The organism is uncultured Roseibium sp. (assembly GCF_947499295.1).
GTDB lineage: Bacteria > Pseudomonadota > Alphaproteobacteria > Rhizobiales > Stappiaceae > Roseibium.
Genome location: NZ_CANMNP010000005.1, coordinates 215335 through 233865, shown reverse-complemented (window position 1 = coordinate 233865; position 18531 = coordinate 215335). Strand labels below are relative to the sequence as shown.

Below are 18531 nucleotides of genomic sequence, written 5' to 3'. Positions count from 1 at the left end.
GGCGATCAGGCTCTTGCGCAAAGGTTGGCCGCCACCGCGGTCGACAGGGTTGCGGCCGCATAGAACCAAAGACCGGGCAAAATGGCCGCAGCAGCCAGACCACTTGTTTTGGCCGCAAACAGCACCAGAGCGACCAGCATCACATCCAGCATCGACCATTTGCTGACCATGGAGAGCAGCGCCAGGGACCTGGACTTTCCTCCGGTCAAAACCGCGATGTGGATCAAAAGGATCTTGAGAGCAGGAAACCCGACAGAAAAGAGCGCGACAATGCCCGCAAGCGCGGCATCGCCATCCTGCCAAAGCTCCGTGATCATCCTGATAAGGCTTGGACGGTCTTCCAGAAAATAAAGCCGTTCAAAGCGCATCAGTGGTTGCGTAAGGCCAAGTGCAAAGGAAAATGTAGAGATCGGGAGCAGCAGAGCCAGAAATAGTCGCATTAATCTTGCCGAGCTCCGGCTCTTTGTTGTGACTGGGCGATTGGTTGACCGTCAACAGATGGTATCGACGGCACCATTTGCCTATACCACCGCCGCCACAAAGCACAAAACCTGACCGCCGCAAAGGCGATCAGGCTGATTGGGGAAATATTTTAGTCGCTGCGCGCTTCAAAAACAGAATAAGCGCTTGCAGCTTCAGGTGCATTGCCTAACGCATGCGGGCACGTGCAGCGACTTCATCCAGCTGTTCCTGTTCGGCAATCTCTTGCGCGGTGCGCTCCCTTTGCTGGTCGCGCTCTTCAAGTTGCTCGAACTTCTTCAATTCTTCAATCGCCTCGCTGAGCTCGTCTTGAGCTCGCTGCAGCTGGTCGTCGAGTTCGTGCGCGGAATTGCGCAGATTGTCTCGCCGGTCAGCGGCTGCTTTGGCGAATGTCGGATATGCAAAATGTGTGACATCGGTAATACCGACCCGTTCCTGTTCGGACCGGATCTGATCGTCAAGTTCATCGGCCATGCGATTGAACTCGGCTATCATGCCCTCGATCTGGGCAAGCTGACGCCGCTTTTCATCCACTTGAAACCGCTTCAAGCGGATCAAACTGTCTCGGGTTTTCATTACTCAATACTCCCCTAACACGGGCAGTCTACCCCTGAGTCATTTCCAAAAGGTTGGCAAGTTGCAGATAACCGTCAGAAAGTGACGTTGATTCGTCTTTTTCCTGATTCAAAAAAGTATCTATCAACTCGAACCTGTGAATTGCCTCGTCCACGACCGGATCGGATCCCTTGCGATAAGCACCAAGACGGATCAGTTCTTCCATATCGGTATAGGTCGACAATAGCTGCCGCGCCTTGCGCAACACGGGCAGCGATTGTTCCGGCACGCAGCGCGGCATCGTCCTGGACACAGACTTTAGCACATTGATTGCCGGATATCGTCCGCGCTCCGCAATGGCCCGCTCCATGACCACATGACCATCCAGAATACCGCGAACGGCATCCGCAACCGGTTCATTGTGGTTGTCGCCCTCAACCAGAACGGTGAACAGGCCAGTGATCGATCCGGTTCCCTCCAGACCAGGACCGGCTCGCTCCAGAAGCCGAGGCAGTTCGGTGAAAACAGTTGGTGTATAACCTTTGGATGTCGGCGGCTCGCCCACTGAAAGGCCGATTTCTCTCTGCGCCATTGCGAATCGCGTAATCGAATCCATCATGCAAAGGACGTTATTGCCTTCGTCCCGAAAGTGTTCAGCAACGGTCATTGAAAGATATGCAGCCTGACGGCGCATTAATACACTCTCATCAGAGGTCGCCACGACGACCACCGAGCGCGCCAGACCCTCCTCGCCCAGATCGTCTTCGATAAACTCCTGCACTTCCCGGCCGCGTTCACCGATCAGACCAATAACGGCAACATCACAATTGGTGTTTCGAGCCAGCATCGACATCAATACCGATTTGCCCACACCGGAGCCGGCAAAGATGCCCATCCGCTGCCCTTCGCAGCACGTCACGAAGGTATTGAGTGCTCTGACGCCCAGATCAAGCGGCGGTCCGACTCGTTTGCGTTCCGAAGCCGGTGGCGGTGAACTTCGCAATTTGCGAGGCACTCCGCCATTTGGAAGGTCTCCTTTACCATCAATTGGTTCACCATGTGCGTTAACGACTCGACCAAGCCACTCGCTACCTGGATGAACCACGCTCTCCCGGGCTTTTATGACGGCTTTGCAGCCCATGCGCACGCCTTCGAGGCCGGAAAACGGCATGCAAAGAGCATGACCTTCCCTGAAACCGACAACTTCGGCGGGAACCTTTGGGTTATCCTCACCATTATCGATTAAAAGTCGCGAGCCGACGCTCATCTCGTGAATAGGTCCCGCGATCTCCACGAGAAGGCCCTGAACCGCAGTAACCCGGCCATAAATCTCGGTCGACATGAGCGAATCAATCTCGGCGAAAAGCGCCTTCACGGAAAATTCCTTCACACGTTAACGGTTTTGGTAACCTATCGTTTACGACTCTGGTTAATCTTAACGTTTGGAAGGCTGACAAGCGAGAGCCATTTCGAAGTCATTTCGGCTTTGTTGAAAGGAATCTGAACGGAATCGGTTAGACCCGTTTCTTAAAGTTCAACATTAAGACTTATGAATCTGGGTTTTTTCTGGGGATTCAATAAGTTGATCGTTGTTCACAGTTTCCTCTTTTCGAAGCTTGCCGTTGCGAATCATATTTTGTTAACCATTAACCGATAGCTTTGAGTCGGGGTTAACACAGTCCTTCGTAGCAGGCACCGACAGAGCCGTTGCGACTTGCCCAGGAAAGGCAGAACAAGGGGATTGGCATGCGTGTATTGTTGATTGAGGATGATAGCGCCACAGCGCAGAGCATCGAGTTGATGCTGAAGTCCGAGAACTTCAACGTCTACACGACAGATCTTGGCGAGGAAGGTATCGACCTCGGCAAACTGTACGACTACGACATCATCATGTTGGATTTGAACCTGCCGGACATGTCCGGATACGAGGTTCTTCGGACACTCCGCGTTTCGAAGGTCAAGACACCGATCCTGATCCTCTCCGGTAACGCGGGAATTGAAGACAAGGTTCGTGGCCTCGGCTTCGGCGCCGACGATTACATGACCAAGCCCTTCCATAAGGATGAGCTTGTCGCGCGTATCCACGCAATCGTTCGCCGCTCCAAAGGCCATGCACAATCGGTGATCATCACCGGTGACTTGAAGGTCAATCTGGATACCAAGACCGTCGAAGTTGGCGGCCAGCGTGTGCATCTGACCGGCAAGGAATACCAGATGCTTGAGCTTCTGTCCCTGCGCAAGGGAACGACGCTCACCAAGGAAATGTTCTTGAACCACCTTTACGGTGGCATGGACGAGCCGGAACTGAAGATTATCGACGTCTTCATCTGTAAGCTCCGCAAGAAACTGGCGGCAGCAACATCCGGTAAAAACTATATCGAGACGGTTTGGGGACGCGGCTACGTTCTTCGCGAACCGGAAGTCGAAGCTGCAGCTTAATCAGCTCCAGACATCGCTAAAGATCAAAAAGCCCCGGATTACCGGGGCTTTTTTTGTGTCTGCCTGCAAGGCTCTGCATATTTTCAGACAGATTGTTGCGTCCCACACTCTCCTGAACAGGGCCTGCACGTCAGCACTCACACCAGGTCTGGTCGGTAAAAGCACCTAACCCGACGTTTTTTGTTGTGCTTTTCATAAAGTATCAGCAGCTTGCCGATGTCGGGCCCGGCGCAACACAAATCAAACCAAGGAATATGATGATGAACACCACCTTGAAGGTGATCGGTTCCGTGCGCCCTTTTGCGGAAGGATTTCGCATCGCCATCGACAAAGACTATGTGCCTGGCTTGAAAGGGCTTGCGGAATTCAGCCACGCGATCGTTTTGTGGATCGCTCATGAGGCGGACAACGACGGGTCACGGCATCCGCTGGTTTTTCCGTCTCCCTATACTGCCACGGAAGAAGCAGTTGGAGTGTTTGCCACTCGCAGCCCCCAGAGACCCAATCCGGTTTGTTTCTCAATTGTCCGTCTTTTGAATGTTGATGAAACTGCCGGAGTGATTACGACCCCCTTTATCGACACGCTATCGGACACACCGGTCATCGATATCAAACCGTATTTTCCGGCAAGTGATCTTGTCAGGTCTGCATCCGTCCCCAGGCATTTTGACCACTGGCCATCCTGCTATGAAGACTCAGCAAGCTTCAGTTGGGGCGCTGAGTTTCGATAGGGACCACCAAAACGCGAGAAGCCGGCAGAGGCCGGCTTCTCCTGTGCAGTTCTGAAATCGAATCAGAGATGCATCTGATATGAGGCCGGTACATACCGGAACCCATCTCCATCGGCAGCAACATAGCCGACTGCCGGGAAAGGCATGTGGTAACCGACGAACGGTACCTTGTCGGCCGCAAGCATACTGAAGATGTTCTTCCGCGTTGCGGCTGCCGCCTCTTTGTCCATATCGAAGCGCACTTCCCATTCCGGCTTGGCAAGTGACCAGACATAGTGATTGGCTGTATCTGCTGCCAGAAGAAGCTGCTGACCGCCGTTTTCGAGCATGTAAAGCATATGTCCTGGTGTGTGGCCGTGCGCAGCAACAGCGGTAACGCCGGAGGCTACCGAGCCGCCATCACCAAGGAATGTCATCTTGTCAGCAAGCGGCTTCACATTTTTGGCCATCAGTTTGGTAACACCATTGGCCTCAGGATCCATAGCCGCCCAGAAGTCATACTCTTTCTGGCCCGTCACGTATCGCGCATTTGCAAAGGCCGGTGCACCGCCCTCCATAAGGCCGCCGATATGGTCTGGGTGCATGTGCGTAATCACAACAACGTCTACCTGCTCCGGCGCATAGCCTGCACTTTCAATCGCCGCGCGCATGTTACCGCGAGCTGGCCGACCACCCTCACCGACACCGGTATCGAACAGGATGAGTTCGTTGCCTGTATTGACCAGAGTCGGCGTGAAGAAGGCTCTGAACTGATCAGCAGGAATGAAGTTTTCCGCCGAAAAATTGTTGAACGCGTCAGCTTCAACATTCATCCCGAATGTTTTTTGCGGTTCCGATGCCGTCACAGCGCCATCCAACAGGGTGTTGACTTCAAACTCACCGACGGAATATCGCGCCACCGGCGTTGCCATGGCCCCTTGTTTGTCTGCAGCTGCCAAGACAGCTCCGGTTGTACTGGCAAGACCGGCACCGGCAATCGCGCCGCCTGCGCCCAGCAGTGCGGCTCGCCGTGTCAGTTTCACATCAATCGTCATTCAAGTTCTCCCAAACTGCTCTTCAGCTCAACACTCGGTGATGGGGCCCGTGCATTTTCGCCAAGTTGGCCAATGGAACCGATCACAGAAACCAGTTCCGTCAGGTCAGTATCTGGCGCAGCCCGCAGAGAAGAAAAGCCATGCCTTCACAAGCAGTCAGAAGATTTCACCAATTCTTGGATCACCAAAAAGAGTGTTAAAAACATAGTTCTTACAAAGAGTTATGTACCTGGATTTTCATGCTTCTTGAATGACAGGGCGAAAATACCGTAGTTTGCGGTAACTCAGAATTGAGATCGCCCGCATGCTCCGTTCCTATATCGCTCAGGTGACCTTCCTTTGTTTGACAGCAGCTCTGCTGTTGGCAGCTTCTCAGGCAATGCGACCGGAAGGTTGGACGCTGGCCAGCCTTTATGGCTATTGGCTGATCAGGGTTCTGATCGAGGCAACCCTGTTTATTGCCTTCTTTGAGGTTATCGACCGCGTGCCCGGACTAAAGTCCCGAGTGTGGCCTGTTGCAGTGACTGCAGCAGTGGTCAGCCTGTTCCCGTTTGCGCTTTCGATAACGGCGCTCGATCTCATCCTTGGGCTACCTGAACTGGACGGCCTCACTGCTTCAGCCCTGCCAACCGCTCCCTCAACAGCGACAACCGCGAATGGGATTTCGCATATTGGCTCTTTTTTTCTTGAGGTCATTTATCTGTCTGACAATCACCTCGCGCTCTGTCTGCTGCTGACCGCACCAAAGCTGTTTGTGTTTTCGACCAACACCCAGACCGGCACCAAAGCGTTGACCGAAGCACAAAAAGACACAGCCGACGTTGCTGATTCAACGGAAAATCCTGACCTGCAAGACACAAACCTTGTGGCCGACGGCACCGGCTTTGGAAGACATTTGGAGACCCCACTTGAGGGTGACTTGCTGCGTGTTGAAGCACAGGAACACTATGTGCGGCTCGTTAGCGAGACAGACAGCCGTATGGTGCTCTATCGCTTCAATGACATCGTGGCGGAGTTGCCAGGCAATGACGGCATGCAGGTTCATCGAAGCCACTGGGTGGCATATGCGGCAGTTGTCGGCCAATCACGCGAAAACGGCCGTCTTTGGCTTGATCTGAAAGACGGCTCCAAAGTCCCGGTAAGCAGAAAATACATCGACGATGTCGATGCCCGTTTCGGCAAGGAGACCACCGCACAAAAAAAGGCGGTCAACTGACCGCCTTTAATATGATTTGAACTGGATTTTCGCAGATCAGCGCTGAAACCCGCCACCGACCGCCAGCCGCGGGCGGCTCGTTGCTCCTGTGGCGGATTGAGCAACCTGTTTCTTCTGAAACAGACCACGCTTTCCTGACACCGGCTTGAAGGCATCGGTTAGGCCGACAACCGTTTCCGCAGCTCCGAGCACGAGGAACCCGTCGTCCGGCAAGGATTTCGCCATCCGTCCGAGGATCTCGGACTTGGTGGCCTGATCGAAATAGATCAGCACATTTCGGCAGAAAATGATGTCGAATTCGCCGAGATGCGTAAAGCTCTCAAGAAGATTGAACTTCTTCCATTCGATCATGGCCCGCATGTTGGGATTGATCTGCCAGACATCGCCCTTCTGCTCAAAATATTTCAGCAGCAGCTGAATAGGCAAACCACGCTGGACTTCGAACTGGCTGTAGAGACCGGTCTTGGCCTTTTCAAGCACTTCCTGAGAAAGATCCGTACCGAGAATACGCGTCCGCCAGCCCGGCATTTTGGCCGCATCTTCCTTGAGGCAAATCGCCAAGGAATAGGGCTCTTGACCGGTGGACGCAGCCGCGCACCAGATCTTGAGCTGTTTTCGCGTCGCCCGGCTTTCCAAGAGTGAGGGCAGCATCGTGTCCTTGAAATGCTCGAACGGCGTCTTGTCACGGAAGAAGAACGACTCGTTCGTCGTCATGGCTTCAACGACTTCGTTTTCGAGCGCCCGGTTGCCACCCCGTTGCAGCTGCTGAATAACAGCACTCAGGGTTTCCAATTTCGAACTGCGCGCAACTGGCTGTAGACGGCTTTCCACCAGGTACTGCTTGTCATTTGACAGGACCAGTCCGGACCGGGTCTTCAGAAAGTTCTTGAGGAAATCAAACTCGCTTGGCGTCATCTTGTGTTCCCCTTCAATACGCGAGAGATCTTCGGACCGATCTCCTTCAAGGGAAGAATGTCACAGCACACGCCGGTCTGAGCTGCCGCACCCGGCATTCCCCAGACCACACTGGTCGCCTCGTCCTGGGTGATGATACTGCCGCCACCGGCTGCGATCGTCTTCACACCATCGGCACCATCGTGGCCCATGCCTGTGAGGATGACACCCAGTGTCGCCGAACCGTAAACTTTGGCCACGCTATCGAACAGAGGATCGACAGCCGGCTTACAGAAATTGACCGGTTCATCGTCGGTCAGTCGAATTTTGACCGCACCGCCGTCCTTTTCCAGCACCATGTGTTTGCCACCCGGTGCAACATAGATGTTTCCCGGCTTGAGCAGTTCCCCGTGTTCACCCTCCTTGGCAGGACGAAGAGCGGCTTTGCCCATGTGCTCTGCCAAAATGGAGGTGAAGGTCGGCGGCATGTGCTGGGTAATGACCACCGGTACGTCGTTCATTGCAGTTCCGACTTCCTTCATCACTTCCTGAAGAGCCTGAGGGCCTCCGGTGGAAGATCCGATTGCCAGGATCCTTGGCCGCGCTGAAGAATACGGCCTTGTCTTGAACTGTGGAGCGGCCGCAGCTGCAGGCTGAGCAGCCTGACGAAAACTTGCGCGCGTGTCTGTTGCCGGACGGGACCCCAGGGGTTTGACCGGCTGCGAAGTCCGACCAGCCCGCGTTTCAGCACGCATGGTCCGTGCTGGTCCGCGCATACGCACTGCGCGAGCACCAAGTGCCTTGACCTTCTCGATCAATTCACGACGGAAATCGATGGACGTTGTCACTTCGGAAGTGGATTCGGGCTTCGGCACATAGTCTGCCGCGCCAAGCGACAGGGCCTTCAGACTGATTTCGGCATTCCTGCGTGTCAGGGTCGAGGCCATGATGACCACGAGATCGCGTTTCTTTGCCAGCATCAACGGCAAAGCGGTCATGCCATCCATCTCGGGCATTTCGATGTCGAGCACAACGACGTCGGGATTGCTTTTTTCTATATCTTCGACGGCGAGTTTGCCGTTCCGGTGTGAGCTGACAACATTCAGCCCCTTGTCTTCGCCGAGCCAGCGGGTCAACAACCCACGAATGACGACGGCGTCGTCGACGACCATTACCTTAATCGGATCGCTACCGGGATTTGTGCCCGCGGAAGCGCTTCTCTGCGCAAATGCCATTAGAGACTGCCCAACTCAATACTAAATAAGACCAACTTCCTGAAACTTGGCTTCGACGATTTCGCGGTCGAATGGTTTCATGATGTACTCGTTGGCACCGGCACGAATGGCCCGTGCGATATGCGCAACATCGTTTTCGGTTGTGCAGAAAACCACGACGGGGTTCTCTCCACCTTCTTCACCCCTGAGGCTGGTCAGAAACTCCAGTCCGTCCATCACCGGCATATTCCAATCCAGCAGGATTGCATCCGGCATGGTCTTCCTGCACTCGTCAAGCGCCTGCTGGCCATCCTCTGCTTCCGTGATCTCGAAGTTCAAATCTTCGAGAATCCGGCGGGCGACCTTACGGATGACGCTTGAGTCATCGACTACAAGGCACTGTTTCATCAGGCGTTACTCCACTAATTAGCCGTTTCGGCCTTGTTATGCCGCAACCATTGGTTCTGTGAACATCGAACCCAGCAAACGGTCCACATCAAGAATGACCATCAGCTGACCGTCCAGGCGATGGACACCACCGGAAATCTCGGCCCAGCGACGATCAAGGTTCGACGGATTGGATTCCGCAGAAGCCGCCGGCAGCGTCAGGACTTCGCCCACGGTATCAATAACGAGACCGTAGCTTTCCTGTTTGTACTCGATACCAACGGCCATCATTTGTTCATCCTCCAGCGGAGGAAGATGGAGCCGGCGTCGCATGTTGATCGCGGTCACGATCCGGCCGCGCAGGTTCAGAACACCCTGAACTTCCGGTGCGGACATTGGCACGCGTGTAACGCTTTCGGGTACAAATACATCATGCACCTGGGAAATCGGGAGGCCAAACAGCTGGCCTCCAATCACCACGGTAACGTACTGGATCATGTCGCTTGCAGCGTTCTGATCCTCGTTGAGTTTGTGTTCCAGCACACTCATGCTGCTACTCCCATTTCACCGGAGAAGACGTCTTTCAGAGCGGCAATCAAGCCGGGACGGTCGAATTTGGCGACATAGTCGTCAAAGCCGGCCTGGCGTCCGCGTTCGATCGATGCCGGTGTCACTAGCGAGGACAGGGCCAACATCGGAATGTCACGGAAGCGTGGATCACGGCGCATCGCTTCGCAGAACTCGAAGCCGTTTATTTCCGGCATTTCGATATCGCTGACGATTGCATGGAACTTGTCACCGTTCTCCAGAAGCTCGAATGCATGCTGAGGACCGTTACAGGTCGTGACATCATAACCCGCAGCCTTGAGCACTGGTGTCAACATGTTGCGGAAGAAGGAACTGTCGTCGACGAAGAGCACTTTCTTCGTCAGCGCTTCGATATCCATCTCCTTGCGCATGAACCAGTCTTCGAAGGCCTGCGGCAGGTAGTAACCGAGGTCGATAATCTCGGTGGCACGTTCCTTGACGATCGCGGAGCCCAGGATACCCGGGCGTTCCGAGCCGACCTCGATATGCATGCGGTCTTCGACAATATCGACGATTTCGTCGACAACGAGACCCATGGACCGACCAGCGTCGGAGAACACCAGCATCGGCTGGGTGCCTTCTGTCTTGTGGCAGTCCCCGTCGTTCACGTAGACCAGCGGCATCAACGCACCGCGATACTGCACAAGGTCGCGTCCATTGGAGCGCTCGATCTTCGAGACCTCGAACTCCTCAAGGCGCGTAACCAGCGACAACGGCACTGCCTTTGGCTCCGGCGCACCGGCTCGGAACAGAAGCAGCGAGATCGAGCTCTGGCCACTGATGGCCCTGCGTGCCAGATCTTCCTGTTCGTCTTCCTCGGTTTCAGCCACAGCGCTGGAAGCATGGCTTGCCATGGCGCTTGCGATGCCGTTCGGGTCGATGATCATGATCACGGATCCGTCGCCAAGAATGGTGTTGCCGGAGAACATATCGAGGTTACGCAGCATGGTCGACATCGGCTTGACCACGATTTCTTCCGTGTGGAAGACACCGTCGACAACAACACCGAAGGTCTGGCTGCCCACCTGCATGACAACGATGAAGCCGTTGTCCGCGTCGATGGCCTTGTCTGCGTCCTCGCCTTCATAAATACCAAGGAGTTGAGACAGATGAACCAGTGGCAGCAGCTTGTTGCGCAGCCTCAGAACCGGCGTATCCTTGATCCGCTCAATGCGGTGTTCCGAATTGGTCTGTACGCGCACCAGTTCGACCACGGAAAGCTGCGGAATGGCAAATCGATCGCCGCTGGCTTCGACAATCAGCGTCGATACGATCGCCAGTGTCAGCGGGATCTTGATGATAAAGCTCGACCCCTTGCCCGTCGTAGAGCGCAGATCGACCGTTCCGCCAATCAGCTCGATGTTGTTGCGCACAACATCCATGCCAACACCGCGGCCAGAAACACTTGTCACCGATGCGGCTGTTGAGAAGCCTGCATGGAAGATGAACTTGTGGATCTGGGAATCCGTCATCTTCTCGATTTCGGCTTCAGTGGCAAGGCCACGCTCCAGGATCTTTTCCTTCACCCGGTCAACATCGATCCCCTTACCGTCGTCGCGGACTTCGATGATGATGTGGCCGCCTTCATGATACGCGGCCAGAGTGATGACACCTTTTTCAGGCTTGCCGGCCGCCCGGCGGTCTTCCGGCAGCTCCAGCCCGTGGTCTGCAGAGTTGCGAACCATGTGGGTGAGCGGGTCCTTGATCATTTCAAGGACTTGTCGGTCAAGCTCGGTATCGGCCCCGATCATTTCCAGATCGATCGGCTTTTCCAGTTCCTGGCTAAGGTCACGCACAATACGCGGCAGCTTCTGCCAGGCGTTGCCGATCGGCTGCATGCGTGTCGCCATGACACCTTCCTGCAGCTCGGCGGTCACGTTTGACAAGCGCTGCAGCGGTACCTTGAATTCACTGTCTTCGTGACGGCGAACGATTTCCAGAAGCTGGTTCCGAGTCAGCACGAGCTCAGAGACCATCGTCATCAAATGCTCAAGCGTGTCGACAGCGACGCGAATGCTCTGGTTGGATACACTACCACCAGCAGCTTTCTTCTCGCTTTTTCCTTCGGTCTTGTTCTTTGCCTCCGGCGCTTTCGGTTCCACCTTCACGGCAGCCGGTGCAGGGACAGGCTCTTCGACCTCTTCCGCGACCTCTTCGGCTTCCGTAGCCGAGGCTTCGGCAACTTCTACCTCGATTTCGGTCTCGCGGAAGGCGCGTTCAAGCTCATCAAGCGAAACTTCGCCGGGACGCAAAGGACGCTCAAGGGCCTGGTCCGCTTCTGCGTCACTCTCGTCTTCAGAATCACTTGCTTCGGCGTCTGCTTCCGCTTCGGAAGCCTCATCACCGGCGGCTTCTTCGGCCGGAGCCTCTTCACCGCCGCCTGCCATCGCAGCATCAGCCTTGGCAGACATCACTTCCAGATGTCCGATCAACTCGCTGTCGTCGCCTTGCGGTTCTTCACCACCGGCAGCTTCCAGCTCGCCAAGGATGTCCTTGATCTGGTCAATCGACGTTAGAATAAGGGACACAGCTTCTTGCGTAACCGGTGCTCCGTCACGGAACTTGCCCATAAGGGTTTCCGCAGCGTGTGCAATTCCTTCCAGCCGGGGAAGGCCAAGGAAGCCGCAAGTGCCCTTAATAGTGTGCACCAGACGGAAAATGTTATCTAAGATGGTCGCGTTGTTTGGTTCTTGTTCAAATTTGACAAGTTCAACGTCAACAACATCGAGACTCTCGTTCGTCTCAGTAATGAATTCCCTGAGGAGGTCGTCCATGTCCTGCTCTCACCCGACTTGTTACTGGTTCCGCATCCCGAAAAGGATGTCTGGACCGAAAAGTCCATGAGAGTAGGTTGACGTGAAACAGTTAAGATACGCTGAAACAGATGGAGACTTTTGTCTGACAGATTATTCTGCTGGAGACGCCGTAATTTTTACCAAGTCTTCTTGTTTATCTATCGTTAATACCATAGCGGCTTCACGAGCGAGAAGTAGAGTGTAGATCGGCTGAACCGAATGTGCATCGATGCGCTCAGGCTCTTCTCCGCCTAGAGTTTCCTTCATTCCCAAGGGGATACGCGGATTGAGGCCCTTGGCGTGTAGCGTAAATGACGGCGAAGCGGGTTCACCGGTCATTTCAACTTTGATCTCACCGCCGCGCGGCACGCACTGATTTGCGATCAGGATAAGGTTAAGGAGCAATTTGACATTATTCTTCGGCATCAGATGCCGATCGAGTTGCCAATTTAAGTCGGATTTTTCGTTTTCCATAAACCCTGTGGCAACGACTTGAGCATCTCCGAGATCGATCTCGGCACCCGCTGATCCCGCTGCCCCGAATGCCAGCCGGGCGAATTGCAGCTTTGCGGATGCCTGGCGCGCACTTTTGCGGATGAGATCCATCGCAAAGTCACGCATGTCCTCAGAGCCTTCCTCGTCCAACACTTCCAAACCGTTGGTAATGGCACCGACGGGTGAAATGATGTCGTGGCAGACACGGCTCGCCACCAGAGCGGCCAGATCAAGCGAGGTTAGCTCTTTGAGTGCGGACATGGTGGTGCTGGGCTCTTCTGTAGGTCTCGGCAAAACTGATTCGCGAATGTGATGGCAAGCGTTACACATCAGCAAAGCCGCTGCCAAGGCAACGCCAGGAGGCAAGGCAGGTCATCCAAATGAAAGTTCGCACCAATGCAAGAAAGGCGCACGATTCCGCCCGTTCTGCTGGTCTAACGCACGGGAACACAACCAACGCGCGTTGAATTTTCCTTCGCATCCTTCATCAACTGAGCGCCGCTTACAATAAATAGGAAGCGATTGACCACGGAATGAAAAAAGACAAGTCGCCCTTCGACGATGGCATAGATAAAGGGATTGCCTGCTGTCGCAAAACCTTCAGAAAGAGCGAATCCGCCGCAACCGGCAAAAAGAGGCGCGTAGGCTTCAGGGTCTCGCTCGAAGGCGGCCATATTGCCCTGATTGACGAAAATCCACTCTGCGCCGCCCCATTGCAGCTCGTATTCGCGCTTTCCCTTGCGCGGCTGCCCATCGACAAAAAAGCTGACCGGGTCGTGTCCGCCAATGGCATACCCGGTTATCGGATCTGGAACGAAAGTCTTGGGACGCGCGATACTATTCCCCGCGAAAACACACACAAGAACTGTCAAAACCAGGGAAAGACACATCCTCGTCTTTTTTTCAGGCCAGCTTTCCATTGATTCGGCTTATGTAAGGTGCGCGATTTCATGCGAATCAGCATGTCGTTGCACTAGTTTAGCATCGCGTTCCAGCCGGACCGCAACTATCGAAGCGTCTGGGGCATTATAAAGAGGAGTTGTTGAATGACACAAAAATCCTGGCGTGTGGCGTCTGTCTTGTCAGCTGCGTTCCTGTGTTTGTGTTTGTTTGCTGTCCCCCTCCCCTCTCAAGCGCAGTCCAGTGGCGATGAACCAATCCCGCCGGGCCAGACCTATGGCGAAGATGAAATCGTCAAAACCGGTCATCAGTTTTTCGGCTCAGTGTCTGGCGGCATTGCATCCGTCGTTGAACGTGCCTTTTCCCAATATGGCGAACCCAACGGCTATATTCTGGGTGAGGAAGGGTCCGGCGCGATCATCGCCGGTGCACGGTATGGTGAAGGTCACCTTTACACACGCAATGCCGGCAACCACAAAATATTCTGGCAAGGCCCCTCGGTCGGATGGGATTTTGGCGCGGATGGCGCCAGGGTCATGATGCTCATTTACAACCTTCCGACAGTGAACTCGGTCTATCAGCGTTTTGCGGGCGTGAATGGGTCTGCCTACCTGGTCGGCGGTGCAGGCATGACGGTTTTGTTGAAAAACGAGATCGTGCTTGTTCCTGTTAGGGCTGGTGTCGGCGCTCGTCTTGGGCTCAATCTTGGATACCTGAAGTTCACGGACAAGCCGACCTGGAACCCGTTCTAACGGCAAACCCGCTGCAACCAGGCATGGCAACAAGGTTTTTACCTTGTTTTGAGTACACTTGGCGGCGCGCCCTCGGTCGTCTAATGATGGAACGGTTGCGCCGAGAAAAGGAACCAGGAGCCTGACGTGATTGAAGCGGCGATGTATGTGGCACTCGGATTTTGTACGGCCGGTCTGATCGGCCTTGCGATCCTGCCTGCATTCTACCGCCGAGCGGCGCGCCTGACGGAAGAGGCGCTTCGCGCCGTAAACCCATCCAGCTATGCGGAAGTCAGGGCTGCGCAAGACCAGGCGCGCGCGCGCCACGCAGTCGAACTGAGACGGGTTGAGCGACAGCTTGAAAGCGAGCGCGAGAAGGCCTCCAAACACCATCTTGAAGCTACTCGCATGAAACGCGAGGTCGAGGCACTGGAGCGGTCGCTCCAGGAAAAGTCCGATGAGATGAATGCCAAGCAGGCCAGCATCGAAAGCGACGAAAAGGCCGCTGATCTGCTGTCCGAAGAAGTTTCCACTCTCAAGAAGAAACTGTCAGAGGCCGAAAAATCACTTGCTGAAAGCTGGACCAAATCAGCTGAAGACAATTCTTCCTCCAAAATCGAGGCAAGCGCCAAGGACGATGGCGGTTGGCTGCCTGCCAGCGACACCATGGCGCTTGCGACCATAACCGGGCTTGAGGCAGAAGTTGCAACGCTGAAGGCAAAACTGGCCAAGTACGAACCGACCGTAGCAGGTGAAGTTCAGGCGGAACGCGATGAAGCTGCCAAGGGTCGGCTGGCCGAATTGGAAGCTCAACTTGTCGACACGGAATCCAAGTATATTTCCGCTCAGGCCGAAGTGACCCGGCTGTCACTTGTTCTCGAGAGTTCCGGCAGTGCGGAAGACGAAATGAACACCGATCTGAAAGAACAGCTGGATCGGATTTCAAATGAAAGTTCAAAGCGGCTGTCAGAACTGGAAAACAGGGAACGCCAGCTCGCTCGGCTGACCGGACAAGTGAATAGGCTTCAAAACGACCTTGCCCGCGCTCCGGCTCTAAATGATCTCCGAAAAGAGTTCCGTAAGTTAGCGGACCGCGTGGCCACTGCGGACAAGGTTCTTGTCACCAAGGGTTCTGCACAGGCAGACCTCACGCCCCTCGTTTCGGAACCCGAAAAGGAAACTGGACTGGCGGCAAAGCCGAAACGGCGCGTCAAGCGCTCAGCGAACGGCGCATCCGGGGTAGAAAAACGTTCTGCCAAACGGACGGCACCCGATGCGGAAACGCCGGCCAAGTCTACCGACATTGCTTCCGCTGCAGAAGCGCTCGTCAGCCGCATCGTTGCCTCCAACAGAGGAGCTCGACCCGCGAAGGCAGTTGAGCCTGAAGCTGTGGCAGCGAACCAGCGTTCTGATGAAAATGCGCCCCAGGAAACAAAACCTACCAAACAAAAAAAGAAAGATGTGGCTTGATCTTGGAAGGTTAGGCCGGTCATCTAGGGTTTAAACGCTCAACAAAGATGACACGGCGCGTTGAGCGCCGCAAAAGAGCCCTGCCGATGCTGATTGAACGTCACAACGCTATATTGGAACTTGCCCGGCAACTGGGCCGTGTCAGCGTCGATGACCTGGCCAAACGCTTTGATGTCAGCCCGCAAACCATCCGCAAGGACCTGAACGAACTGTGTGAGCGCCGCTTGCTGGCCAGAACCCACGGTGGTGCGCTGCTTTCTTCCGGTATTGAGAACGTCGGTTATGAAGCAAGGCGGATCATCTCCAGCAAGGAAAAGGCCGACATAGGCGAAAGCGTGGCTGCGCTCATTCCCGACAACACCTCGATCTTTATCAACATCGGCACGACGACAGAGGCCGTTGCGCAGGCCTTGCTGCAACACCGCGGGCTGATGGTCATTACAAACAATATCAACGTCGCCAGTCTGATGCGTGGCTACTCCCAGATCGAGGTGGTTATCGCAGGCGGGGTGTTAAGGCACGCCGATGGCGGCATTGTCGGTGAGGCCGCGGTTGATTTCATGCGGCAGTTCAAGGTTGATTTCGCTGTAATCGGCGCTTCGGCGATCGATGCCGACGGCTCGCTGCTGGATTATGACTACCGGGAAGTGAAGGTTACAAAGACCATCATGGACAATGCCCGTCATGTCATTCTGGCCGCCGACAGCACCAAGTTCGAACGCACGGCCCCGGTCCGGGTCGGGCACTTGTCACAGGTAACCACCTTTGTGACTGACCATTGTCCCCATCCCGAGTTTGTACGCATTGCCAGCGAAGCCGAGGTGGAGATGATCGAAACCGGCCGTCAGCTGACCGAAAAATTCGCTTGATAGGTTGAAGGCCCAAGAAACAGCGAGGCTTAGCCGCCAGGCCCACGTTTATCTGCTGTTTTTCCGAGAAAAGCTGGCACGCCCAACGGGACTCGAACCCGTGTTTCCGCCGTGAAAGGGCGGCGTCCTAGACCGCTAGACGATGGGCGCGCGGGGCTCAAAGGCAAAAGCTTCAAGCCAAGGACCGTGCGTATAAGGCCGCGCAAAGCAGGACGCAACCCCTTTTGATCAATTTTTTCACGCCTGGAAGTTTATCAACGACAGAGTGTCAAAGTTGATGCGAGCCAGATGTGATCAACGTGAGACAAAATCCGTGCGGCCCAGCTTTTTTCCCGTCACGGCATCAAAGCGCAACAAGGCTGTCTTGGTGCCTTCGCGTACCAGCACAAGCAGCATTCCGTCGGAAAGATCTGCAGACAGCACCTCTGCCTCCGGTCCAACAGCGACGGTCGCTGCAACACCGCCTTCTACCGGACCTTCGTCATTTGTGTTGATCTTGTAAAGAATAGCTGCAAAGACAGCGATCAGACCGGCAAACATAATCAGGGATGAGCCAAGCAGCAGGCGTCTCAGTTTTACCTGAAGCTTCTGGGCAGCCGGGTCAAGCGGCGCCTCATCAGCGTCTTCCCGAAAATCAGGTTGTGTCATGACAGAAATTTCCCACGAAGATCCTGCTGACCTGGAGCCGGATTTCAGTTTAACGGTTGATGCAGCCGATGCCGGAAAGCGTCTGGATGCAGTGCTTGCAGCTCATCTGGAAGCTCTTAGCCGCAATAGGATCCAGTCCCTGATCAAATCCGGAGACGTCACCGTCGGCGGCGCGAAAATAGTGGAGCCTAAATACCGGGTCAATGAAGGTGATGCACTTTGTCTGACTTTACCTGAAGCGGAGGATCCGGAACCACAAGGCGAAGACATCCCGATAAACGTCGTCTTTGAGGACGAGCACCTGATTGTAGTCGACAAACCAGCGGGCCTGGTAGTCCATCCGGGCGCGGGCAACTGGACAGGCACTTTGGTCAACGCGCTGATCCATCATTGCGGCGACAGCCTGTCTGGCATCGGTGGCATCAAACGACCGGGGATCGTTCACCGCATCGACAAGGATACTTCCGGCCTGCTTGTCGTGGCAAAAACCGACCAGGCCCATCAGGGACTGGCAGCACAATTTGCAGATCACGGTCGCACCGGGCCGCTCGAACGGGCCTATGCGGCGCTTGTCTGGGGAGCGCCTTCGAGCCTCAAGGGAACGATCGACGCGAACCTTGCGCGGTCACAATCCAACCGCCAGAAGATCGCCGTGGTGAAAACATCGGGGCGCCGCGCCATAACTCACTGGCAAGTAAAGGAAAGGTTCGGAAATGACGATCAACCGGCGCTTGCCAGCCTGATGGAGTGCAGGCTGGAAACCGGCCGCACGCACCAGATCCGCGTTCACATGGCCCACATCAGCCATCCGCTTATTGGCGACAATGACTATGGGTCCGGTTTCAAAACCAAGGTTAACCGGCTCGAAGACCCGCTCAGAACCCTTGTGAGCGACTTCAGCGGGCAGGCGCTGCACGCAGGATTGCTTGCCTTCGAGCACCCCGTAAACGGTAAAACTTTGCGTTTTGAGAGCCCATACCCACCTGATTTCGCAAAACTTTTGTCCGGATTACAAAAATTTTAGGAATGAATTCTGTTTTCCGCACATGCAATCGCCTAAAATCTACCTATATTAAAATCTCTTG

Annotated in this window: 19 protein-coding genes and 1 tRNA gene; 7 read left to right on the top strand and 13 right to left on the bottom strand. The window is 54.9% G+C overall.

Translation table 11 applies throughout. The features are described from left to right. Positions 1-5 precede the first annotated feature (5 nt). The 3 genes from Q0835_RS11040 to fliI form a co-directional block, all read right to left on the bottom strand. Positions 6-440 carry a paraquat-inducible protein A gene (locus Q0835_RS11040; protein ID WP_298820026.1) on the bottom strand — a complete coding sequence of 145 codons (435 nt, stop codon included), beginning with the start codon at positions 438-440 and terminating at the stop codon, positions 6-8. Between the two features lie 208 nt (positions 441-648). Beyond that, positions 649-1056: a flagellar export protein FliJ gene (fliJ, locus tag Q0835_RS11035; RefSeq protein ID WP_152499966.1), complete on the bottom strand. Its 408-nt coding sequence runs from the start codon at positions 1054-1056 to the stop codon at positions 649-651. A gap of 28 nt (positions 1057-1084) precedes the next feature. Beyond that, the gene (gene fliI / locus Q0835_RS11030) at positions 1085-2410 is read right to left on the bottom strand and encodes a flagellar protein export ATPase FliI (RefSeq protein ID WP_298820025.1); all 1326 of its coding nucleotides are present in this window, start codon (positions 2408-2410) and stop codon (positions 1085-1087) included. A gap of 371 nt (positions 2411-2781) precedes the next feature. Here fliI and ctrA point away from each other — a divergent pair, with 371 nt between their 5' ends. Both ctrA and Q0835_RS11020 read left to right on the top strand, forming a co-directional pair. After that, on the top strand, positions 2782-3474 hold the full coding sequence (ctrA, locus tag Q0835_RS11025) for a response regulator transcription factor CtrA (protein WP_068406317.1): 693 nt from the start codon (positions 2782-2784) through the stop codon (positions 3472-3474). 260 nt (positions 3475-3734) lie between these two features. Continuing rightward, positions 3735-4205, top strand: a complete 471-nt coding sequence (locus Q0835_RS11020) for an SAM-dependent methyltransferase (protein ID WP_298961056.1) — start codon at positions 3735-3737, stop codon at positions 4203-4205. Between the two features lie 62 nt (positions 4206-4267). Here the strand turns inward: Q0835_RS11020 and Q0835_RS11015 are convergent, their stop codons facing one another. After that, entirely contained in the window at positions 4268-5239 is a 972-nt protein-coding gene (locus Q0835_RS11015) for an MBL fold metallo-hydrolase (RefSeq protein WP_298961054.1), read from the bottom strand. 304 nt (positions 5240-5543) lie between these two features. Between Q0835_RS11015 and Q0835_RS11010 the strand changes: the two genes are divergently transcribed. Then, positions 5544-6455, top strand: a complete 912-nt coding sequence (locus Q0835_RS11010; protein WP_298961053.1) for a LytTR family DNA-binding domain-containing protein — start codon at positions 5544-5546, stop codon at positions 6453-6455. A 36-nt stretch (positions 6456-6491) separates the two neighbouring features. Here the strand turns inward: Q0835_RS11010 and Q0835_RS11005 are convergent, their stop codons facing one another. The 7 genes from Q0835_RS11005 to Q0835_RS10975 all read right to left on the bottom strand — a co-directional run bounded on the left by Q0835_RS11005 (position 6492) and on the right by Q0835_RS10975 (position 13718). Beyond that, positions 6492-7370, bottom strand: a complete 879-nt coding sequence (locus Q0835_RS11005; protein ID WP_298820011.1) for a protein-glutamate O-methyltransferase CheR — start codon at positions 7368-7370, stop codon at positions 6492-6494. Further along, positions 7367-8584 carry a chemotaxis response regulator protein-glutamate methylesterase gene (locus Q0835_RS11000; RefSeq protein ID WP_298961051.1) on the bottom strand — a complete coding sequence of 406 codons (1218 nt, stop codon included), beginning with the start codon at positions 8582-8584 and terminating at the stop codon, positions 7367-7369. The genes Q0835_RS11005 and Q0835_RS11000 overlap by 4 nt, the downstream gene beginning before the upstream one ends. A 21-nt stretch (positions 8585-8605) precedes the next feature. Beyond that, positions 8606-8971, bottom strand: coding sequence for a response regulator (locus Q0835_RS10995; RefSeq protein ID WP_265682866.1), 366 nt, complete (start codon positions 8969-8971; stop codon positions 8606-8608). 36 nt (positions 8972-9007) lie between these two features. Continuing rightward, positions 9008-9499, bottom strand: coding sequence for a chemotaxis protein CheW (locus Q0835_RS10990; protein WP_298819989.1), 492 nt, complete (start codon positions 9497-9499; stop codon positions 9008-9010). Next, a complete protein-coding gene (locus Q0835_RS10985) occupies positions 9496-12312 on the bottom strand; it encodes a hybrid sensor histidine kinase/response regulator (protein ID WP_298961049.1) in 2817 nt (938 codons plus the stop codon). The genes Q0835_RS10990 and Q0835_RS10985 overlap by 4 nt, the downstream gene beginning before the upstream one ends. 132 nt (positions 12313-12444) lie before the next feature. Continuing rightward, the gene (chpT, locus tag Q0835_RS10980; protein ID WP_298819985.1) at positions 12445-13089 is read right to left on the bottom strand and encodes a histidine phosphotransferase ChpT; all 645 of its coding nucleotides are present in this window, start codon (positions 13087-13089) and stop codon (positions 12445-12447) included. A gap of 173 nt (positions 13090-13262) precedes the next feature. After that, on the bottom strand, positions 13263-13718 hold the full coding sequence (locus tag Q0835_RS10975) for a YHS domain-containing (seleno)protein (protein WP_298961046.1): 456 nt from the start codon (positions 13716-13718) through the stop codon (positions 13263-13265). Positions 13719-13874: 156 nt separating this feature from the next. Between Q0835_RS10975 and Q0835_RS10970 the strand changes: the two genes are divergently transcribed. From Q0835_RS10970 to Q0835_RS10960, 3 genes are all read left to right on the top strand, one after another. Then, a complete protein-coding gene (locus Q0835_RS10970) occupies positions 13875-14480 on the top strand; it encodes a DUF1134 domain-containing protein (RefSeq protein WP_152499956.1) in 606 nt (201 codons plus the stop codon). A 126-nt stretch (positions 14481-14606) separates the two neighbouring features. Next, positions 14607-15929, top strand: a complete 1323-nt coding sequence (locus tag Q0835_RS10965) for a hypothetical protein (RefSeq protein ID WP_298961043.1) — start codon at positions 14607-14609, stop codon at positions 15927-15929. An 86-nt stretch (positions 15930-16015) separates the two neighbouring features. Beyond that, positions 16016-16798 carry a DeoR/GlpR family DNA-binding transcription regulator gene (locus tag Q0835_RS10960; protein ID WP_298819979.1) on the top strand — a complete coding sequence of 261 codons (783 nt, stop codon included), beginning with the start codon at positions 16016-16018 and terminating at the stop codon, positions 16796-16798. Between the two features lie 74 nt (positions 16799-16872). Here the strand turns inward: Q0835_RS10960 and Q0835_RS10955 are convergent. Next, a tRNA-Glu gene (locus tag Q0835_RS10955) sits at positions 16873-16948 on the bottom strand. A 144-nt stretch (positions 16949-17092) separates the two neighbouring features. Next, positions 17093-17446 carry a hypothetical protein gene (locus tag Q0835_RS10950; RefSeq protein WP_298819977.1) on the bottom strand — a complete coding sequence of 118 codons (354 nt, stop codon included), beginning with the start codon at positions 17444-17446 and terminating at the stop codon, positions 17093-17095. Here Q0835_RS10950 and Q0835_RS10945 point away from each other — a divergent pair. Next, positions 17445-18470 (top strand): RluA family pseudouridine synthase, encoded by a 1026-nt coding sequence (locus tag Q0835_RS10945; RefSeq protein ID WP_298961040.1) that lies wholly within the window; start codon positions 17445-17447, stop codon positions 18468-18470. The two genes, Q0835_RS10950 and Q0835_RS10945, sit on opposite strands and share 2 nt — an antisense overlap. The last annotated feature ends 61 nt before the right edge of the window (positions 18471-18531 follow it).

Bases quoted from the DNA above. Each gene is read 5' to 3' on its own strand.
- Q0835_RS11040 (WP_298820026.1), bottom strand. From the start codon at position 440: ATGCGACTATTTCTGGCTCTGCTGCTCCCGATCTCTACATTTTCCTTT.
- fliJ (WP_152499966.1), bottom strand. From the start codon at position 1,056: ATGAAAACCCGAGACAGTTTGATCCGCTTGAAGCGGTTTCAAGTGGAT.
- ctrA (WP_068406317.1), top strand. From the start codon at position 2,782: ATGCGTGTATTGTTGATTGAGGATGATAGCGCCACAGCGCAGAGCATC.
- Q0835_RS11020 (WP_298961056.1), top strand. From the start codon at position 3,735: ATGAACACCACCTTGAAGGTGATCGGTTCCGTGCGCCCTTTTGCGGAA.
- Q0835_RS11015 (WP_298961054.1), bottom strand. From the start codon at position 5,239: ATGACGATTGATGTGAAACTGACACGGCGAGCCGCACTGCTGGGCGCA.
- Q0835_RS11010 (WP_298961053.1), top strand. From the start codon at position 5,544: ATGCTCCGTTCCTATATCGCTCAGGTGACCTTCCTTTGTTTGACAGCA.
- Q0835_RS11005 (WP_298820011.1), bottom strand. From the start codon at position 7,370: ATGACGCCAAGCGAGTTTGATTTCCTCAAGAACTTTCTGAAGACCCGG.
- Q0835_RS11000 (WP_298961051.1), bottom strand. From the start codon at position 8,584: ATGGCATTTGCGCAGAGAAGCGCTTCCGCGGGCACAAATCCCGGTAGC.
- Q0835_RS10995 (WP_265682866.1), bottom strand. From the start codon at position 8,971: ATGAAACAGTGCCTTGTAGTCGATGACTCAAGCGTCATCCGTAAGGTC.
- Q0835_RS10990 (WP_298819989.1), bottom strand. From the start codon at position 9,499: ATGAGTGTGCTGGAACACAAACTCAACGAGGATCAGAACGCTGCAAGC.
- Q0835_RS10985 (WP_298961049.1), bottom strand. From the start codon at position 12,312: ATGGACGACCTCCTCAGGGAATTCATTACTGAGACGAACGAGAGTCTC.
- chpT (WP_298819985.1), bottom strand. From the start codon at position 13,089: ATGTCCGCACTCAAAGAGCTAACCTCGCTTGATCTGGCCGCTCTGGTG.
- Q0835_RS10975 (WP_298961046.1), bottom strand. From the start codon at position 13,718: ATGTGTCTTTCCCTGGTTTTGACAGTTCTTGTGTGTGTTTTCGCGGGG.
- Q0835_RS10970 (WP_152499956.1), top strand. From the start codon at position 13,875: ATGACACAAAAATCCTGGCGTGTGGCGTCTGTCTTGTCAGCTGCGTTC.
- Q0835_RS10960 (WP_298819979.1), top strand. From the start codon at position 16,016: ATGCTGATTGAACGTCACAACGCTATATTGGAACTTGCCCGGCAACTG.
- Q0835_RS10945 (WP_298961040.1), top strand. From the start codon at position 17,445: ATGACAGAAATTTCCCACGAAGATCCTGCTGACCTGGAGCCGGATTTC.
- Q0835_RS10950 (WP_298819977.1), bottom strand. From the start codon at position 17,446: ATGACACAACCTGATTTTCGGGAAGACGCTGATGAGGCGCCGCTTGAC.